Source organism: Chloroflexota bacterium (genome assembly GCA_016875535.1).
In the GTDB taxonomy this organism is placed as follows: domain Bacteria; phylum Chloroflexota; class Dehalococcoidia; order SHYB01; family SHYB01; genus VGPF01.
On record VGPF01000004.1, the window covers coordinates 25,127 to 41,755 of the forward strand.

General features: G+C 66.0%; 17 protein-coding genes and 1 tRNA gene. 11 read left to right on the plus strand and 7 right to left on the minus strand.

Annotated features, from left to right (window positions below):
• Window positions 1-29 precede the first annotated feature (29 nt).
• Window positions 30-1,397 (plus strand): hypothetical protein, encoded by a 1,368-nt coding sequence (locus FJ039_02285; protein MBM4404998.1) that lies wholly within the window; start codon window positions 30-32, stop codon window positions 1,395-1,397.
• Window positions 1,398-1,471: 74 nt separating this feature from the next.
• Here FJ039_02285 and FJ039_02290 read toward each other — a convergent pair whose 3' ends face one another.
• Entirely contained in the window at window positions 1,472-2,413 is a 942-nt protein-coding gene (locus FJ039_02290; GenBank protein MBM4404999.1) for a TerC family protein, read from the minus strand.
• A 315-nt stretch (window positions 2,414-2,728) separates the two neighbouring features.
• Between FJ039_02290 and FJ039_02295 the strand changes: the two genes are divergently transcribed.
• Both FJ039_02295 and FJ039_02300 read left to right on the plus strand, forming a co-directional pair.
• Window positions 2,729-3,310, plus strand: coding sequence for a CvpA family protein (locus FJ039_02295; protein ID MBM4405000.1), 582 nt, complete (start codon window positions 2,729-2,731; stop codon window positions 3,308-3,310).
• A 19-nt stretch (window positions 3,311-3,329) separates the two neighbouring features.
• Window positions 3,330-3,839: an HNH endonuclease gene (locus FJ039_02300; protein ID MBM4405001.1), complete on the plus strand. Its 510-nt coding sequence runs from the start codon at window positions 3,330-3,332 to the stop codon at window positions 3,837-3,839.
• Window positions 3,840-3,924: 85 nt separating this feature from the next.
• Here the strand turns inward: FJ039_02300 and FJ039_02305 are convergent, their stop codons facing one another.
• From FJ039_02305 to FJ039_02325, 5 genes are all read right to left on the minus strand, one after another.
• Entirely contained in the window at window positions 3,925-4,935 is a 1,011-nt protein-coding gene (locus tag FJ039_02305; protein MBM4405002.1) for an LLM class flavin-dependent oxidoreductase, read from the minus strand.
• A 40-nt stretch (window positions 4,936-4,975) separates the two neighbouring features.
• Window positions 4,976-6,205 (minus strand): hypothetical protein, encoded by a 1,230-nt coding sequence (locus tag FJ039_02310; protein ID MBM4405003.1) that lies wholly within the window; start codon window positions 6,203-6,205, stop codon window positions 4,976-4,978.
• Window positions 6,206-6,217: 12 nt separating this feature from the next.
• Window positions 6,218-7,276, minus strand: coding sequence for a DNA polymerase III subunit delta' (gene holB, locus FJ039_02315; protein MBM4405004.1), 1,059 nt, complete (start codon window positions 7,274-7,276; stop codon window positions 6,218-6,220).
• A 170-nt stretch (window positions 7,277-7,446) separates the two neighbouring features.
• Entirely contained in the window at window positions 7,447-8,766 is a 1,320-nt protein-coding gene (lysA, locus tag FJ039_02320) for a diaminopimelate decarboxylase (GenBank protein MBM4405005.1), read from the minus strand.
• A gap of 127 nt (window positions 8,767-8,893) precedes the next feature.
• Window positions 8,894-9,295, minus strand: a complete 402-nt coding sequence (locus FJ039_02325) for a helix-turn-helix transcriptional regulator (GenBank protein ID MBM4405006.1) — start codon at window positions 9,293-9,295, stop codon at window positions 8,894-8,896.
• Between the two features lie 499 nt (window positions 9,296-9,794).
• On the opposite strand from FJ039_02325, the gene FJ039_02330 reads away from it, so the two are divergent.
• Together FJ039_02330 and FJ039_02335 are read left to right on the plus strand one after the other, a co-directional pair.
• Complete coding sequence (locus FJ039_02330; protein ID MBM4405007.1) at window positions 9,795-11,216, plus strand: MBL fold metallo-hydrolase; 1,422 nt, start codon at window positions 9,795-9,797, stop codon at window positions 11,214-11,216.
• Between the two features lie 8 nt (window positions 11,217-11,224).
• The gene (locus FJ039_02335; protein ID MBM4405008.1) at window positions 11,225-11,737 is read left to right on the plus strand and encodes a hypothetical protein; all 513 of its coding nucleotides are present in this window, start codon (window positions 11,225-11,227) and stop codon (window positions 11,735-11,737) included.
• Between the two features lie 46 nt (window positions 11,738-11,783).
• On the opposite strand, the gene FJ039_02340 is transcribed toward FJ039_02335, so the two are convergent.
• Window positions 11,784-12,401: a DsbA family protein gene (locus FJ039_02340; GenBank protein MBM4405009.1), complete on the minus strand. Its 618-nt coding sequence runs from the start codon at window positions 12,399-12,401 to the stop codon at window positions 11,784-11,786.
• 300 nt (window positions 12,402-12,701) lie between these two features.
• On the opposite strand from FJ039_02340, the gene FJ039_02345 reads away from it, so the two are divergent.
• From FJ039_02345 to FJ039_02370, 6 genes are all read left to right on the plus strand, one after another.
• Window positions 12,702-12,778: transfer RNA gene (locus FJ039_02345), tRNA-Pro, on the plus strand.
• Window positions 12,779-12,931: 153 nt separating this feature from the next.
• Window positions 12,932-14,089, plus strand: a complete 1,158-nt coding sequence (locus FJ039_02350; protein MBM4405010.1) for an amidohydrolase — start codon at window positions 12,932-12,934, stop codon at window positions 14,087-14,089.
• Between the two features lie 73 nt (window positions 14,090-14,162).
• Window positions 14,163-14,972, plus strand: coding sequence for an SDR family oxidoreductase (locus FJ039_02355; protein ID MBM4405011.1), 810 nt, complete (start codon window positions 14,163-14,165; stop codon window positions 14,970-14,972).
• Window positions 14,973-15,008: 36 nt separating this feature from the next.
• Window positions 15,009-15,725 carry a hypothetical protein gene (locus FJ039_02360; protein ID MBM4405012.1) on the plus strand — a complete coding sequence of 239 codons (717 nt, stop codon included), beginning with the start codon at window positions 15,009-15,011 and terminating at the stop codon, window positions 15,723-15,725.
• Window positions 15,596-15,970, plus strand: a complete 375-nt coding sequence (locus FJ039_02365; protein MBM4405013.1) for an aldehyde dehydrogenase family protein — start codon at window positions 15,596-15,598, stop codon at window positions 15,968-15,970. Before FJ039_02360 ends, FJ039_02365 begins: the two co-directional genes overlap by 130 nt.
• A complete protein-coding gene (locus FJ039_02370; protein MBM4405014.1) occupies window positions 15,952-16,311 on the plus strand; it encodes a LemA family protein in 360 nt (119 codons plus the stop codon). Before FJ039_02365 ends, FJ039_02370 begins: the two co-directional genes overlap by 19 nt.
• Window positions 16,312-16,629 lie beyond the last annotated feature (318 nt).

Below are 16,629 nucleotides of genomic sequence, written 5' to 3' on the forward strand. Positions count from 1 at the left end.
TACTATGAATAGCTACGGCACCTACTCCTATGCGCCTCCCAACCCACATCGCCATCCGCCTTGCGCTCCTGGGCGCGGCGCTCTCCTTGGCCCTTGCCGCCTGCCAGACGGTCAAGCCCACGCCGACGCCCACGCCCATCCCTGCGCCCACCCGTCCGGCGCCGGCGCCAACGCCGACCCCGATCCCGGATGCAGGACCCACGCCCACGGCCCGGCCTACGCCTACCCCGGTTATCGGCCTGCCATTCCCGCCGGACCTCCTTGAGCGCCTGAAGGTCACGGAGGAGCGCATCGTCAACATGCGGGGTCTCCAGCCGGCCGGGGAGCCGAAGCGAAAGCTGCTTACCAAAGAGAGCCTGGCCGAAAAGCTCCGCCGGGGTTTCGAATCGGAGGACGCCAAGGAGATGCAGACCGTCCAGGAGGTGCTGATCGCCCTGGGCCTGCTTTCTCCCGGGACCGATCTCGCGGCCCTGCAGCTCAAGCAGCTCGGCGATGAGATCCTGGGCCTCTTCGACACCAAGACGGGCGACCTCTATATCGTGACCTCAGGCAAGACCTTCAGCCAGCTGGAGGAGATGACCCACGCCCACGAGTTCGTCCACGCCCTCCAGCAAGACCACTTCGATATCCACACGAAAGGCGATGCGCTGGAAGACGACTCCGAAGCCTCCGCCGCCCTCACCGCCCTCATCGAAGGCGATGCCACCCTGGCGGGACAGCTCTACGCCCAGGCCTTCCTCGACCCCCGGAAGATCAACGAAGAGGCCCGCGCCATCATCAGCACGATTGACCGCGCCTCCATCCCCTTCGTCCTGGAACAATCGCTCAACTTCCCCTATACGGACGGCCTGCTGTTCGCCGTTTACCTCTACCGCACCGGCGGCTGGAAGGCCATCAACGACGCCTACGCCGACCCGCCGAAGACGACGGAGCAGATCCTCCACCCGGAGAAATACACGAGCCGCGAGCCCGCCCTGGCGGTGACGCTGCCCGGCGGCCTAGCCGAGCGCCTGGGCGCGGGCTGGGTGCTTGCGGACACCGATTACATGGGCGAGCTCTCCTACCGCATCCTGCTGGACGCCCACCTGAGCCGGGCGGACGCGAACCGGGGCGCGGAGGGCTGGGGCGGCGATAGGCTCGCCTATTTCCGGGGGCCGAGCGGCGAAAAGGCCATCGCCATCCCCACGCGCTGGGACACGCAGAACGACGCGAAGGAGTTCTTCGATCTCTATGCGAAATCGCTCGAGGCGCAGAAGGGCCAGGCGCAGAAGACGCCCACCACCATCGCCGGCGCCGCCGGGGGCCGCTACCACTATCTCCGCATCACCGGCGATCGCACGCTCCTCATTATCGCGGACGAAGCCTCCCAGGCAGAGCGGCTTGCCGGGGGCTTCTAGCGCGCCATCCCTCCCGAACAAGAAGGCCCCGGTTGCCCGGGGCCTTCCTCCATGATCAGTAAGAAATGCCTCTGCTAGCCCGCATGGGCACCGGCGTGGCCTTTGCCCTGGGGCTTGAGCTTGAGCGAGAGGAGAACGGAGACCGCCAGGATGCCCGCCACAACGCCAAGGGAGAGCACGATGGGCGCCTTCCAGACGTCCGTCATCAGCATCTTCACGCCCACCCACGCCAGGATGACGGCCAGGCCATAGTGCAGGTAGTGGAACATCTGCAGGATGCCCGCCAGGGCGAAGTAAAGAGCGCGCAGGCCGAGGATGGCGAAGACGTTGGAGGTGTAGACGATGAAGGAGTCCGTGGTGATGGCAAGGATGGCGGGGATGGAGTCTATGGCGAAGATGAGGTCCGTGACCTCCACCACAAGCAGGACGATGAAGAGGGGAGTCGCCACCCGCTTGGCATTTTCGACGACGAAGAATTTCGCGCCGTGGTAGGTATCCGTCGTGGGGATGACCTTCTTGGCCAGGCGGATGACGGGATTCCTTTCCGGGTGGATCTCCCTGTCTTTATCCTTCACAAGGCGGTAGGCGCTGAAGATGAGAAAGCCGCCGAAGATGTAGATGACGAAGTGGAAGTTCTCCAGGAGGGTGATGCCGACGGCGATGAGGATGGCGCGCATCACCAGGGCGCCCAGGATGCCCCAGAAGAGGATGCGGTGCTGGTATTCGCCCGGCACCTTGAAGTAGGTGAAGATGAGGGCGAAGACGAAGACGTTGTCCACGCTGAGCGACTTTTCGATGAGGTAGCCAGTGAGGAACTTGACGCCGTCGTCCGACCCGCGCCAGATGAAGATGCCGAGGTTGAAGAGGAGGGCGAGGCTGATCCAGACGGCGCTCCAGGCGATCGCCTCTTTAAAATGGACGACGTGAGCCTTGCGGTGGAAGACGCCGAGATCGAGGGCGAGGACGCCGGTGACGACGCCGCCGAAGACGATCCAGAGAGCAAGTTCGGAGGACAAGCAGGGGCTCGCTTTCTTGGCTGCGCATGCCTGAGTATGGGCAGCGCCGAGCGCGGTTCGTTGGGGCGCTTATCGCCGACCCAACTGCCGGAGCGCGCGATCGCTGCGGGGCTATTCGGTTCGGACAGGTGAAGCGTGCTGCAACCAGCAAGCCTCAAACGCGTCTATTCTGCCAGATGCGGCGTCGCTCCGCCAGAGGTTGCAGACTGACTCGAGACGGCACCTCCCCATCTCCACACCTTAGGGCGTCACCGAAACCTCCGCCGCCCTGCTAGAATCGGAGCAGATGTCCCTCCTTAGGGAACCGGAGGCCGCATGAACTGGCTCGATATCGTCATCCTGGTCATGATTCTGCTCAGCGCCTATAAGGGCTGGAAGTCCGGCTTCATCAGGTCCGTCTTCCTTATCCTCGGCATCCTGCTGGCGGCCCTCATCGGCGCGCGGCTGAGCGAGCCCATCGCGTCCTGGGCGACGAACAGTGTGGAGAACGACGCGACGGCCACGGTGATCGCCTATGTGGTCATCGGCGCCATCGTCTTCATCGTCGTGCAGATCATCGGCGCGGCGATCCAGAAGTTCTTGAAGCTGGTCTTCCTGGGTTTCGTGGATAAGATCGCCGGGGCCGGGTTAGGCGCGCTGACGGGCGTCATCGGGGCGGGCTTCCTGATCGCCGTCCTGGCGCGCCTGGCGGTGCTGGTGCCGGAGAGCGCGCCCCTGGCGGGTGAAGAGGTGACCAAGATACGCGAAGGGCTGACCAACACCCTTGTTGACTCGGCCTTTGTCCCTGTATATCTTAGTGCTGAGGAAAAACTCCCCGGCAACGCCTTCGGCATGGTGCCCGGAGACTTCCACGAGGCCTACGCGGAGCTGCGAGCCATCCGAGACGCAAGGGAGTGACACCGATCGGGCAGGCTGTATGGGAACGAATACGCTCGTTCTGCTGCTGAACCAAAACTACGAGCCGTTGAACGTCTGCAATGTGCGCCGCGCCCTTGTGCTCATTGATAAGGGCAAGGCCGAGATGGTGGAGAACGGGGCGGGAAGCCTGCGCACGGCGACGAGGATCTTCCACCTGCCCACAGTGGTGCGTCTTCGATACCACGTCCGCCGTCCCCTGCCGATGCGCCGCCTGACCCGGCGCGATGCCTTCATCCGCGATAAGCACCGCTGCCAGTATTGCGGCAACGAGGTGCGCCCGCTGACATTGGACCATGTTGTTCCCCGGGTGCGCGGCGGCAAGCATGAGTGGGAGAATGTGGTGACGGCGTGCATGGCGTGCAACCACCGGAAGGCGGGGCGCACGCCGAAGGAGGCGGGGATGACGTTGCTTTCGAAGCCGACGCGGCCCAGCACAACGCCGTACTCGCTCTTTGTGCCGTATCTGGATTCGCGGGCCGAGTGGCGGAAGTTCGTCTTCGCGGACTAGCGGCGCGAGGGACGGCCTTCCGGCGCATGGCGCCGGCCCTTCGGAAAGGGCAGGCCGTCCCCTACCAGGAAGGATGTCGCATCCCCTAGGCGAAGCTCTTGGGCGCGAGGCCTTCGATGGTATCGCGGAGCTGGTCGCGGGAGAGGCTGAAGGGCAGGAAGACGACCGGCGCGCTCACGCCTTGGGCCTCCATCTCCAGCATGCGCTCCTGGCAGCGCCGCCTAGGCCCCACGATGGCGATGGCGTCCACCATCGCATCGGTCACCAGGGCGGCGGCGCCCTTGCGATCGCGCTGGAGCCACAGCTCGCGGATGCGCTTGGCCTCTTCCACGTAGCCGTAGCGCTGCATGAGCTCGTTGTAGTACCTGCCCATCCCGCCGACGTAATAGGCCAGATGGCCGCGCGCGAGGTCGCGGGCCTGGGCCAGGTCGTCCGTGACGCAGCAGAGGAGCCACGGGGAAATGGCGACGGCGTCCAAGGGCCTGGCACGCCTGGCTGCGCCGGCCTGGAGCTGCCGCCGGAACTCGGGCAGGTGGCCCAGGGAGAAGAAGACGGGGGACCAGCCATCGGCCACTTCGCCCACCATCTCGATATTCTTGGGCCCCATGGCGGCGACGTAGATGGGGACCTTCCGGCGCGGCGGGTTGAACCTGAGCTGGAAGTCGCGGATCTTCACGAAGTTGCCGCTATAGTCGGCGCGCGCGCCGCTCAAAATAAGGTTGATCGCTTCGATATATTCGCGGGTGCGGGCGACGGGCCTTTCGAAGGGGAGGCCGTGCCAATCGCGCACGACCTTCTCGCCGGAGGAGCCGAGGCCGAGGATGGCGCGGCCCCCGGAGATCTCATCGAGGGAGGCGATGGTCTGGGCGATGAGGGCGGGCGTGCGGCTGAAGACGTTGACGATGCCGGTGGCGAGTTTGATGCGGCTGGTGCTGCAGGCGATGTGGGTGAGGCCAGTGAAGACGTCCCGTCCCCAGGATTCGCCCATCCAAAGGGCGTCATAGCCCAGGGCTTCGGCGCGCTGGGCGAACTCGATGACGCGGGAGCGTGGCGCATGCTCCCCGATGCTCATCACTAGGCCCATGCGCGGCGGCATGCGATCCTCCGGCCGAAAGGCGGCGCTTGCGAAAGGCTAGCTACTGCCCGCTCGGGCTGCTCTGGCCCTGGTCCGGCCCCTGCTGAGGCGGCGGGGGCGGCGGCTGGCCCCCCTCATCGCGCCGCTGGTCCTGGGGGCGCGGGCCCTGCTGCTGGTAGGGCGGGCGCTGATCGCGGCGATCATCGCGCCGGTCATGCCGGGGCGGGCCACCGCGGTCGTCGCGGCGATCATCACGGCGGTCGCCCCTGGGCTGATCGCCCCGGGGCTGGTCCCGGCGGTCGTCGCGGCGCTGGTTGTCCTGGCGGGGCTCGTTGCGGCGGTCGTCGCGCCGATCATCTCTGCGGTCGCCTCGCGGGCCGCCTCTGCGGTCGTCGCGGCGGTCGCGCTCCTGGGGCGGGCGCGGCTCGACGCGCCCCATGCCTTCGGCGGCGCTGGGCGCGGCGGGCACGGGGACGGGAAGAGGCTTGGCGGGGGCGGCGCCGCTCAGCTCGGCCATGGAGACTTCCACCCATGCGCCGCTTTCCAGCTGGACGGTGACGGTCTGCTTGAGGGGGTGGCCGACGACGACGCGGGCGGGGCCGTTGGCTGTGGGTACGGTCGCGCCGATCTTGGGGAGGCCCTGCTTCAGCTCGCGGTACTGCTCATACTCATAGCGGAGGCAGCAGCGGAGCCTTCCACAGACCCCCGCCAGCCCCGGGGGGCTGAGGGGAAGGTCCTGCTCTTTCGCCATCTTCATCGTGACCGGCGCGAACTCTGTGAGCCAGCTGCTGCAGCAGAGTTCGCGCCCGCAGCGTCCCAGTCCGCCGAGGGCCTTGGTATGGTCCCGCGGCCCAAGCTGCTTCAGGTCTATCTTCCCGGCGTGCTTGGCGCCCAGGCGCTGGAGGATGGGGCGGAATTCGATGCGCTCTTCGCTGGTGTAGCTCACGGTGAGGCGCTCGCCCGTGAGGTCAATGAAGGCCTCGACGATCTTCATCTCGAGATTGAGGTCGCGCACGATGGCGCGGGCCTCGTTATAGATCTCGTCGGCGCGGGCCTTGTTGCGGTCGCGGGCGGCCAGGTCCTCAGGGGCGGCCTTGCGGACGATCCTGGGCAAGGAGCCCTTGATCTTCTGCATCAGCACCTGGGTGGGGGCGATGGCGACGAGCCCCGTCTCCAGGCCGCGCTCGGTCTCGACGACGGCCGATTCGGCGACGGCGAACTCCTCGTCCCCAGGGTCGAAGTACTGGACCTTGCCAGCCTTCATGAATCGTAAGCCGACGACTCCTGCCATGTCTGCTCTGATCTAGACCTGTTCCGCTTCCGGCTCGGCCGCGGGCCGCCCTGTTGGAGCGGGCTCCGCCGCCTTCACCAGCGGCAGGTTCAACGCAAAAGTTTCGAGGGTCAAGCGCGGGTTGGCGTTCAACTGCAGCCGCGCTATGGCCGACTCGGTTTCCCGGATGGCCCCCGCCAGCTCAGCCAGCGTGAGCGACCCGGTCATCCTCTCCAGCATATCACGCCTATCGGCGTTGACGACGGCCTGGGGCGACCCGCCCTTCAGCAGGAGGGCGTCCCGCCAGAGCCGGCGCAAGAGGGCGAGGGCCTCATAGGACTCCTCCCGCCTGCGGGAGAAGTCCTGGGCCATGCGCCCCGCCAGCTGGAGGCGCTCCACATAACCCGACTCGATAAGCTCGACGGCCTCATCCACCAGGTCGCGGCGGGTTTCCTCCACGGCGGGGTTCTGCGCCGCCGCCAGGGCCCAGCCGATGCGCCCCTCGGAGAGGCGGGCGAGCTCGCGGGCGCGCTCCTTATCGGTACCGTGGAGCTTCATCAGGGCATCGGTGATGGCCTGTTCCGGCACGGAGCGGAGGTCGTAGACGCGGCAGCGGGAGACGATGGTGGGGAGGAGCTTCGCCGGCTCACGAGAGAGGAGGAGGATGCAGACCTGCGCGGGAGGCTCCTCCAGCGTCTTCAAGAGGCGGTTGGCGGCGTTCACGTTCAACAGCTCGGCGTTTTCGATGATGAAGACCCTGTGCGCGCCTTCGAAAGGAGCCAGGCTGGCCATCTCCTGCAGGGCCTCCACCTGCTTGATGCTGATCTCTTTCTGCGTCTCTTCGCCGTCTCCCCCCAAGCCCACCACCTGCACATCGGCGTGCTTGCCATCCAGGATGCGCTTGCACTGGGCGCAGGCGCCGCAGGGCTTGCCATCGGCGAGGCAGTTGAGGGCGCAGGCCAGCTGCATCGCGAGGGTCATCTTGCCGATGCCCTGGGGACCGGTGAAGAGGTAGGCGTGGGCCAGCTTTCCATCCTTGACCGATTGGGCCAGGGCTAGGACCACCCGCTCATGCCCGATGACGTTCCACATAGAAAGAACCTGAGTGATCCAGGGGCAAAGCGCCCTGGGGCAGAAATACTATCGTGCACTTCTGCTCACGATAGTCTTCACCCTCTCCTCTCGGGCTACGCTCGAGTTCCTCTCCCATCGAGGGAGAGGAGGATTCGCATCAGGACGCTGTCCGAAATACAAAGGTCTCCTTACAGCACTTCGTTCCGCATCAAGTCTTCCGCGGTCTCCCGCCTGCGCCACAGCTTGGACCTGCCCTTATTGACGAGGACGATGGCCGGGCGCGAGACGGCGTTGTAGTTGCTGGACATGGCGATGCAGTAGGCGCCGGAGGCCGGGATGGCGATGATATCGCCGGCCCGGACCTTCGGCAGTTTGTAGTCCTTGATGAGCACGTCGCCGGATTCGCAGTATTTCCCGGCGATGGTCACCTTCTCGCGCTCCTTGGACTCGACGCGGTTGGCGACGAAGGCCTCATACTTGGAGCCGTAGATGGCGGGGCGGATGTTATCCCCCATGCCGCCGTCCACGGAGACGTATTTGCGGACGCCGGGGATCGTCTTGGTCGCGCCGACGGTGTAGAGGGCGACACCCGCGCGACCGACGATGGAGCGGCCGGGCTCCAGCACGAGCTTCGGCAGATCGAACTTGTGCCGCTTGCAGGCGGCCTTGAGCGCCGCCGTGATGGTCTCGGCGTAGTTCGCCAGGGGCGGCGGCGCCTTGTCCACGACGTACCGGATGGGAAAGCCGCCGCCGGGGCTGAACTCCAGCAGCTTCAGGCCGTGTTTGTCCCTCGCCTTGGCGATGAAGCCGAAGATGACGTTGATCCCTTCGGCGTAGGGCGCCACTTCATAGATCGGCGAGCCGAGGTGGATATGGATGCCGATGAGGTTGAGGCTCCTGGCCTCTTGGGCCAGCCGCACGGCCTCCATCGCCTGCCCGTTCTCCAAGGTGAAGCCGAACTTGCTGTCCGTGATGCCCGTGGTGGTCTTGTGGTGCGTGTGGGGGTCCACGCCGGGGGAGATGCGCAGGAGGATGTCCTGCTTGCGCTTCGCCTTGGCGGCCAGCTCGTCCAGCAGCTTCAGCTCATGGAAGTTGTCCACGACGATGCGCCCGATCTTCCACTTGAGCGCGAGCTCCAGCTCATCGGGCGTCTTGTTGTTGCCGTGGAAGTAGGCGCGCTCCGCCGGAAGGCCCGCAGCCCTGGCGATGGCGGCTTCGTTCCCGGAGACGACGTCCAGCCCGAGCCCCTCTTCGGCGATGAGCTTCACCAGCGGCGCGAGGAGGAGGGCCTTGGAGGCGTAGAGGACCTGCACCGATGGGTAGCGCTTGCCGAACTCCTGCTTGTAGGAGCGGCACTGGGAGCGGAGGGTCTGCTCATCGAAGACGTAGAGGGGCGTGCCGTAGGTCTTGGCCAGCGCGGCGGCCTCGATGCCGCCGATGCTCAGCCGGTTGTCCGGCCCGATGACCGCCGTCTTAGGAAAGATGGGAAGGATGGGATTGGAGGGCATAGCGTCTCTGCTTAGTGAAGAGGAAGGCCGGGATGGAAGGCTTGCGCCGCCCGGTTCGCACTTCTGAAGGTTGGCACCATGCTACCCAGGGGCGCCCCGGCGTGTCAATTTGTGACAGGAAGGCGGCCTAGCGGCGCCGGGAAGAGGCGCGGACCTTGCGCGAAGGGGTCTTCTTGGGGCCGACGGGCTTCAAGCGGCGGCCCTTGAGCACGACGCGCGGCTCATAGCCCAGGGCGACGGCCATCTTGGCGATGGTGGTGAGGGTCATGTTGGGCGGCGCGCTCATGACCTTGGAGACGTGAGCCTGGGAGACGCCCATCTGCCGGGCGAGCCAGGCTCGGGTGAGCTTGCGCCGCCGCAGCTCCCGCGCGACGGACTCGGTGACCTCCATGGCGAGGCCGATGGCGATGTAGACGGGGTCGTTGCGGTATTCGTCCGCCCATTGTTGAAGCAGAGGCTTCTCACTGGTTTCCGTATAGTACCGCCGTGGATTTGTGGTCATTAACGCTATCCCTTCGGGCGCATCCATGTGAGAATCACGTCGCGGTATCGCTCTGCTCTCTCGAACTCCGGTTCGGGCGGCGCGCCCTTGTGAAATCCTCCCAAGAAGGCGATATCTCCATTGGGCAGGAGGGAATAGAGGAGCCTGTCCCCCTGATGCGACTTAAGCTCGAAGAGGTTCTTCCTCCCTTTGATTTGGCGCGAGATCGCTGTGTTTGCGACTGGGCCGTGATTCGCAAGGCTCTCCGATCGTCGAACAAGGGCCTCGGCAGAGTTCCTGTTCGTCCGACGCAGCCGCTCCAGAAAGTCCATCGCAGGGGACCTTCCGGAACTATCGTACAGCGCCACTACTTTATGCAGCCTGCCGTGATAGACAACATCAAGTCGCATAGTAACTCACAAGTTAAGTCTTGTCCACAGCCCGCGCCGTCGCTCGCAACGCACGCCACAAGTATTCGGCCCGTCCCCCGCGCCTGTCCAGGGGCGGTTGGCACACCCCCCGCACAAGGGGCCCCATCCCTGCGACAATGGGTGCCAAGGAACACACCGTGTCCGAACTCTCCCTCACCTTCCTCGGCGCCGCCGGGACTGTCACCGGCTCGAAGTATCTTCTCCGCTTCGGCCGCGCGACCTACCTCATTGATTGCGGCCTCTTCCAGGGGAATGACGACCTAGAGCAGCGGGACCGCCAGCCCTTCTTCATAGATCCGCGCAGGATCACCGCCGTCATCCTCTCCCACGCGCACATTGACCACTCGGGCTATCTGCCCAAGCTCGTGAAGGACGGCTTCCGCGGCAAGGTCTTCGCCTCCCAGGGAACCCGCGACCTGGCGCAGATCATGCTCCCCGATTCGGGGCGCTTGCAGGAGGAGCAGGCCGCCTACGCGAACAAGCTGGGCTACTCCAAGCACCGTCCCGCGGTCCCGCTTTACACGGAGAGGGACGCCGAGCGCGCCCTGCGGCTCATCCGCGCGGTGCGCCCGAACGAGCCGACCAAGGTGGGCGAGCACATCAGCGTCACGATGCGCCGCGCCGGCCACATCCTCGGCTCCTCTATCCTCGAATTCACCGTGGAGCTGCGCCGCCGCCGCGCGGCCATCGTCTTCTCCGGCGACCTGGGCCGCTACGACCGCGTCTTCATGAAGCCGCCGGAGCCGGTGACGGAGGCCGACTACCTGGTGGTGGAGTCCACCTACGGCCATCGCGCGCACCCGGCGACCTCGGTGGAAGAGCAGCTCGCCGAAGTCGTCAACAAAGTCGCGCAACGGAAAGGGGTCCTGCTCATGCCGGCCTTCGCGGTGGGGCGCACCCAGCGGATGCTCTACCACCTGCGCCGGCTGCAGGATAGCGGACGCATCCCGGATATCCCTGTCTATGTGGACAGCCCCATGGCGAGCGATGTTTCGGAGGTCTACTGCCGCCATAGCGACGAGCATGAGCTGAGCGTGGCGCTCCTCAAAGACCCGGAGCGCTGCCCCCTGCATGCGCACCGCCTGCGCTTCGTCCGCACGGTGGAGGAATCGAAGCGGCTCAACGATATGCCGGGCCCGATGATCATCATCGCCGCCAGCGGCATGTGCGAAGGCGGGCGCATCGTGCATCACCTGAAGCACCGCCTGCCGGATCCGGCGACGACGGTGCTGTTCGTGGGCTATCAGGCCCAAGGCACCAGGGGGCGGCGCCTTTTGAGCGGCGAGAAGACGGAGCGCATCCACGGCCAGTTCATCCCCGTGCGCGCCTCCATCGAAGTCATCAACGGGATCTCCGCCCACGCCGATTGGCAGGACACGCTGCAGTGGCTGAGCAATTTCACCGCCGCGCCGCGCACGCTCTTCATCACCCACGGCGAGCCCGAGGCGCGCGCCGGTCTGAAGCAGCGCATCGCCGAGCGCTTCGGCTGGGCCGCCGAAGAGCCCGACTACAAGGCAAGCTTCTCACTGGAAATATAATGAGAACCATGAAACACCTCCGCATCGCCGCATCCGCCCTCGTCGCCCTGCTCATCGCGCTGGCCGTCACCGCCTGCGGCGATGACCCGCCGACCATCGGCATCCTGGAGCCGGACCTCGGCGCGAGCACGGAGGCGACGCGACTCGCCTTCCTGGAAGCGCTCAAGGCCGACGGCTTTGCGGCGGGCGACAACGTGCGCTTCTTCCGCCGGAACTATGAGTTCCGCGACGACCCCTACGACGAGCTTGCCGACTACCTGGCGAACGAGAAGAAGGTGGACTACTTCTTCGCCATGTCGCCAGAGGCCTTGGATGCCATCGCCAATGTGGCGGGCGGGAGGCCCATCGTCTACGCCTTCGCGGGCGGCATCGTGAACCGCCCGCCCAACGCCGTCGGCGTCTCCATCGCCGCCGGGCCGGCGGCCGATCACAAGGGGCTTGGCAGCGCAGCGGGACACATCATGTCCCAGGTGCTGAGGGGCGTCCCCATCGCGGAGATCCAGGCGCCGGCGATCAGGTGAAACGGGCGTGTTATCACGCCATGCAAAGGACGCATGCCCTGCGCCCCTACGGTTTCGACGGGCGCGGGCGTTTCACTTCGTCTATGTTCATCTGAGAGACGAAGAGCGCGTGGAGGCCGTCCCAGGTCTTGAGGGCATCCTTCGGGTCGTCGCCGGCTGTGATTCGGAGGAAGAAGGCGCTGCCGTTCTCGAAGACAAAGGTCGGCGTGCCGAAGATGCCCAGCTTCGCCCCGCGCGTGTGGTCTTCGGCCAACCGGGCCAAGATCGCGGGGTCGCGTACATCCTTGTGGAAGCGGGCCATGTCCAGGCCAGCCGCCCGCGCGATCTCTTCCATGTCCCCCGGCTCGCTGAACTCCTTCCGCCGCAGGTGCCGGCCCTCCATCAGCGACCAGCGCATGCGCTCGAAGGCCTCCTCCCCCTGGCGTCGCGCCGCCTCAGCGGCGCGGAAGGCGTGGAGGCCCCGGCTGGGCGTCTCCGGATGCTCCCACAGGCGCCAATCGGGGCCGTTCTTCTGGTTCACCTGGTCGAGGGCGAAATAGCGGAAGGTCCAGCGCAGCGGCCGTCCAGCGGCCTCCTCAGCCCGCTTCAACAGAAGCGAGGCCTGGTAGACCCAGGGGCAGGTGAAGTCGCCGTACAGATCGAAGGTTGCTTGCTTTGTGTCCATATCGCGTGCGCACGTGCGCGCGACATATAGTACCACTGGCCATCCAGACTGAAGAGCTTACCCGAAGCCGCCTCTTATGCCGTTGCCCCTCCTCTGAAGCCTATGGTATGCTTTCCGGGTCCTTCTCCCCCTGTGAACGGGGGCATTTCGCCCGGCGCGCAACCCCAGCGTACCGCCCGGCGTTCCCTGATGGACAAGCGTTGGCGTGAGAGTCTGGTCGGCGGGGCGTGCGCGGTCCATAGCGCATCCCGAGCGGCTCGGGAGGGTTCCGAGTTCGCGATTGTGTGAGAGTCTGGTCGGCGGGGCGTAGCGCAGCCCGGTAGCGCACCTGCATGGGGTGCAGGGGGTCCCGAGTTCAAATCTCGGCGCCCCGACCAGTTCTTCTTTTCTCTACCACAGGCCTTAGGCCGACTGCATGGGGCGCGAGGGGGTCCTCCGGTGCAGAACCGGAGCGCCCCGACCAGTCTTTCCGCCTGCATTGACGCTCGCCGCGCCGTGGCATAGGCTGGCGGCCATAGGAGGCTGAGGCCATGGCGAGAAACGGCCACCCCGTCGCCGATTGCGATATGCACGTCATCGAGCCGCCGGACCTGTGGCAGCGCTACATGGAGCCTGCCTACAAGCACGCCGCCCCGATAGGCTTCGCCGAATCGCCGCGCGACCTGCGCATCCGCATCAAGTGGCAGATCCTGCCCCACAGCGGCGCGACGCGCTTCGTGGACAGGCAGCCCCTCGCCTGGCACAAGCAGCGCGAAGACCTCTACGAATCGGCCATCAAGCGCCGCTGGGACCCGGCCTCCCAGCTCGCCGCCATGGAGACGGAAGGGCTGGACTACGCCCTTCTCTTCCCGACGCGCGGGCTCTTCGCCCTGAGCGTTGATTCACAACAGGCCATCGGCCGCGACGGCCTGAAGCCCGACGAGGCCGCGGCGATCGCCCGCGCCTACAACAACTGGATGGCCGACTTCGTGAAGGCGGACCCGAAGCGGCTCCTGGGCTGCGGCATGATCGCGCCGCACGATGTGCCCTCGGCGGCGGCGGAGGCGCGACGCTGCGTCCAAGAACTGGGCTTCAGGGGCGTCTTCCTCGCGCCCGGGTGCGTCAACCGCACGCCCTGGGACAGCCGCCACTATGACCCGCTCTGGGCCGAGCTGCAGCGGCTCAACGTCCCGGTCCTCTTTCACGGGGGCGGCAGGACCTGCCTCCAGTCCGACTTCTCCTTCGATATCTTCGACAACCTGATGCAGCACCACACCCTCTCGCAGCCCGTCGGCCTCATGACCGTCGCCGTCAGCCTCACTTCCGGCGGCGTCTTCGAGCGCTTCCCCAAGCTGCGCGCCGGACTTTTGGAGGGCAGCTGCTCCTGGGCGCAGTGGCTCTTCCACCGGCTCGATGAGCACTACGAATGGCTCCACGAATCGGCGCCCGACCTCACGATGAAGCCCTCCGCATACTTCCGCCGGAACTGCTTCCTGGCCGTTGATGCCGATGAGCTTCCCGTGAAGCAGTACATCGAGTGGTTCGGCGACGACAACCTGGTCTTTTCGACGGACTATCCCCACGGCGACTCGAAGTATCCGCACGCGATAGATTCACTCTTCAAGCTTCCCATCCCCGAAGCCTCCAAGCGCAAGATCGTGTGGGACAACTGGTGCAAGCTGTACGATATGCCGCCCGGCCGCCCATAACCGGCGCAGCTCTTTACCGATGCACCCCTTCGCCTCCCCGCTATAATCGGCACAGTCCCGTCTGGAGGTCTCCATGCCTAAATGGCTCGAAGGGCGCACGGCCCTGGTCACCGGCGCGAGCCGCGGCATCGGCGTCGGCATCGCCGTCTGCCTCGCCAAGGAGGGGGCGAAGGTCGCCCTCGCCTCTCGCACCGTCTCCGGCCTGGAGGCCGCGGCGGCTGAAGTGCGCAAGGCCGGCGGCGAGGCGCTGGTCGTCCCGGCCGATGTCACCAAAGAGGCGGACGTCGCCGCGATGGTGCGCGCGGTTGAGAAGAAGTGGGACCAGGTGGACATCCTGGTCAACAACGCAGGGGCCATGGGCGGCCCCGGGTGGAACACCGTGTGGCCCGAGCGCCCCCACGACTGGGAGCACGCCTTCCGCGTCAATACGCTCTCGCGCGTCCTGGCGATAAACGCCGTCGCCGAATCCATGAAGAAGCGCACATGGGGGCGCATCATCAACATCGCCTCGCCCGCCGGGCTGGAAGGCGTGACGCTGCACGTGGCCTACGCCGCCACCAAGGCGGCCGAGATCAACTACACCCAGGCCATGGCTAAGGAGCTGGGCAAGTTCAACATCACGGTGAACGCCGTCCTCCCTGGCCTGGTCTACACGGAGATCTCCAACGAGCTGTGGCATCAGCTCAAGCTGAAGCACGGCGAGCGGCTCGCGGGCGACGACCCGAAGAAGTGGTTCGACGGCCTGGTGACGCGGCAGATCCCCCTGGGGCGCGCCCAGACGGCGGAAGACATCGGCTGGATGTGCGTCTTCCTCTGCTCCGAGCTCGCGCGCAATATCACGGGCCAGGCCATCAACGTGGACGGCGGCATGAAACCCCATTAAGAGATCTCCGCACCCTCTCTCCCCCGGCTGGAGAGAATGAAAGAGAGGAGGATCGAGAGCGCCATGATTTACTACCAAGACATCGTCCAAGCCGAACCCGGCATGATGGACAGATACCTGAAGATCTTCGGCGAAAAGGCCCTCCCGCCGCTGCTAGAGCGCGGCAACAAGCCCATCGGCATGTACCGCGTCGTCCCCGGCACAGGCACCTATAACGAAGTGATCTTCATCAACGGCATTGACGATTGGCGGCGCTGGGGCAAAGACGTGGCGACGACCGAAGGCCACCCCAATCGCGATGAGTGGCACCCCGGCGTGCGCTCCTGGGCCGAGATGGCCTTCGATTACCGCAAGCGGTGGATCAAGAACTTCTACTTCCCCGCGCCCTTTGCGCCATCGCATGAGCAGCTCATGAAGCGCAAGAAGAACGGCGCGACCTTCATCCACTTAATGTACCGCGTCACCCCGGGCAAGATGGAGCAGTGGCTCGATTTCGCAGGCTCCACCCTCAAGCCCGCCTGGGAGAAGCAGGGCATGGAGCTCATCACCTTTCTTCACATCTTCCCCGGCACCGGCCCCAGCGACCAGTGCGTGGAGCTCTGGGCCGTGAAGGACTGGAACGACTGGTCCGATGTGGTCCAGGCGCGCCAACGGCACCTGCCGCTCAAGCGCGCCCTCGCCAGGGCCCTCGCCTTCCGCGACCGCTGGGACGAGCGCACGCTTCTCCCGGCTCCCTGGTCGCCCGTCCAGTAGCGGCGCGACTCGCGAACGAGAACCCCTTCGGCCTCGCCGCCGGCATCTGGACCAGGGACATCACCAAGGCTCGCCGCCTGGCCGGAGCGCTCAAGGCCGGCTCCGTGTGGGTCAACTGCTTTCAGGCGGCCGATCCCGCCGTTCCCTTCGGCGGCTACAAGCTCAGCGGCTTCGGCCGTGAGAGCGGCACGGAGCAGTACGAGCATTCCCTCGAGACGAAGGCCGTCTGGATCAAGCTGGGCTAGCCGATGCGCTCCCGCGAAACGATCGCGCCGCAGCCGCCAGCGAGACGGAGAGCGCCCTCGCCCGCCTCCTGGTCGTCGTCGAGAACTACCCGCAGATCGCATCCGCCCAGAACGTGCGCGCCCTGCAAGCCCAGCTTGAAGGCACCGAGAACCGCATCTCCGTCGAGCGCCCCCGCTACAACGATGCGGTCCTGAGCCTCAACAACGCCGTCCGGCGCTTCCCCAGCAACGTCGTCGCTGGCATGTTCGGCTTCGAGAAGCGCACCTACTTCAACGCCGCCCCAGGGACCGATGTCGCTCCGCCGGTGAACTTCGGCCGCACGCCAACGCCCTCGAGATAGCGAGGTCGCCATGTCGCGCCTGCGACGGCTCTTCATCGTCTGCGCGGCGCTGGCGGCCCTGTTGCCGCTGGCCTCGGCCGCCGCGCAGAAGTATCCCGAGCCCCAGGGGTACGTGAGCGATTTCGCGCGCATCCTCACGCCTGAGATTCGCACCCCGCTGGAGACGGCCCTTCGCCAGTTCGAGCAGGAGACCACCGTGGAGATCGCCGTCGTCACGGTCCCGAGCCTCCAGGGGGACACCATCGAAGGCTATGCGGTTCGCCTCTTCGAGAAGTGGGGCATCGGGAAGAAGGGCGTAGATAACGGCCTTTTTCTCCT

Excerpts from the sequence above, each read along its gene's own strand:
- FJ039_02360 (MBM4405012.1), top strand. The coding sequence starts at position 15,009 with ATGAAAGAGAGGAGGATCGAGAGCGCCATGATTTACTACCAAGACATC.
- FJ039_02340 (MBM4405009.1), bottom strand. The coding sequence starts at position 12,401 with ATGGACACAAAGCAAGCAACCTTCGATCTGTACGGCGACTTCACCTGC.
- FJ039_02335 (MBM4405008.1), top strand. The coding sequence starts at position 11,225 with ATGAAACACCTCCGCATCGCCGCATCCGCCCTCGTCGCCCTGCTCATC.
- FJ039_02350 (MBM4405010.1), top strand. The coding sequence starts at position 12,932 with ATGGCGAGAAACGGCCACCCCGTCGCCGATTGCGATATGCACGTCATC.
- FJ039_02300 (MBM4405001.1), top strand. The coding sequence starts at position 3,330 with ATGGGAACGAATACGCTCGTTCTGCTGCTGAACCAAAACTACGAGCCG.
- FJ039_02355 (MBM4405011.1), top strand. The coding sequence starts at position 14,163 with ATGCCTAAATGGCTCGAAGGGCGCACGGCCCTGGTCACCGGCGCGAGC.
- FJ039_02295 (MBM4405000.1), top strand. The coding sequence starts at position 2,729 with ATGAACTGGCTCGATATCGTCATCCTGGTCATGATTCTGCTCAGCGCC.
- holB (MBM4405004.1), bottom strand. The coding sequence starts at position 7,276 with ATGTGGAACGTCATCGGGCATGAGCGGGTGGTCCTAGCCCTGGCCCAA.
- FJ039_02310 (MBM4405003.1), bottom strand. The coding sequence starts at position 6,205 with ATGGCAGGAGTCGTCGGCTTACGATTCATGAAGGCTGGCAAGGTCCAG.
- FJ039_02330 (MBM4405007.1), top strand. The coding sequence starts at position 9,795 with ATGGGTGCCAAGGAACACACCGTGTCCGAACTCTCCCTCACCTTCCTC.
- FJ039_02285 (MBM4404998.1), top strand. The coding sequence starts at position 30 with ATGCGCCTCCCAACCCACATCGCCATCCGCCTTGCGCTCCTGGGCGCG.
- FJ039_02305 (MBM4405002.1), bottom strand. The coding sequence starts at position 4,935 with ATGCCGCCGCGCATGGGCCTAGTGATGAGCATCGGGGAGCATGCGCCA.
- lysA (MBM4405005.1), bottom strand. The coding sequence starts at position 8,766 with ATGCCCTCCAATCCCATCCTTCCCATCTTTCCTAAGACGGCGGTCATC.
- FJ039_02325 (MBM4405006.1), bottom strand. The coding sequence starts at position 9,295 with ATGGATGCGCCCGAAGGGATAGCGTTAATGACCACAAATCCACGGCGG.